Raw genomic sequence first — 251 nt, forward strand, 5'->3', positions numbered from 1 at the left:
GAGCCCGTCATGGCCACCGCGCGGACAGCCCCGTCCGCACCCCCCGTCCCGCCGGCCCACCGCGACGGCAATGTGCTGCGCTGGCTCGCCGCGTACACCGCCTCCCTCGTCGGCGACAGCGTGTACTTCGTCGCCCTCGGCTGGTCCGCCCAGAAGGCCGCCGGTCCCGCCGAGGTCGGCCTCGTCATGGCCGCCGGGGCGCTGCCGCGGGCGGCGCTCATGCTCGGCGGGGGCGTGGTGGCCGACCGGTT

General features: G+C 77.7%; 1 pseudogene. It reads left to right on the forward strand.

Going from position 1 to position 251, the window contains the following annotated elements:
* Window positions 1-9 precede the first annotated feature (9 nt).
* Window positions 10-251, forward strand: a pseudogene (locus CCN35_RS29715) (MFS transporter); the annotation flags it as partial.

Origin of the sequence: Streptomyces thermovulgaris (assembly GCF_002155915.1) — a bacterium.
GTDB classification, from domain to species: Bacteria; Actinomycetota; Actinomycetes; order Streptomycetales; family Streptomycetaceae; genus Streptomyces; species Streptomyces thermovulgaris.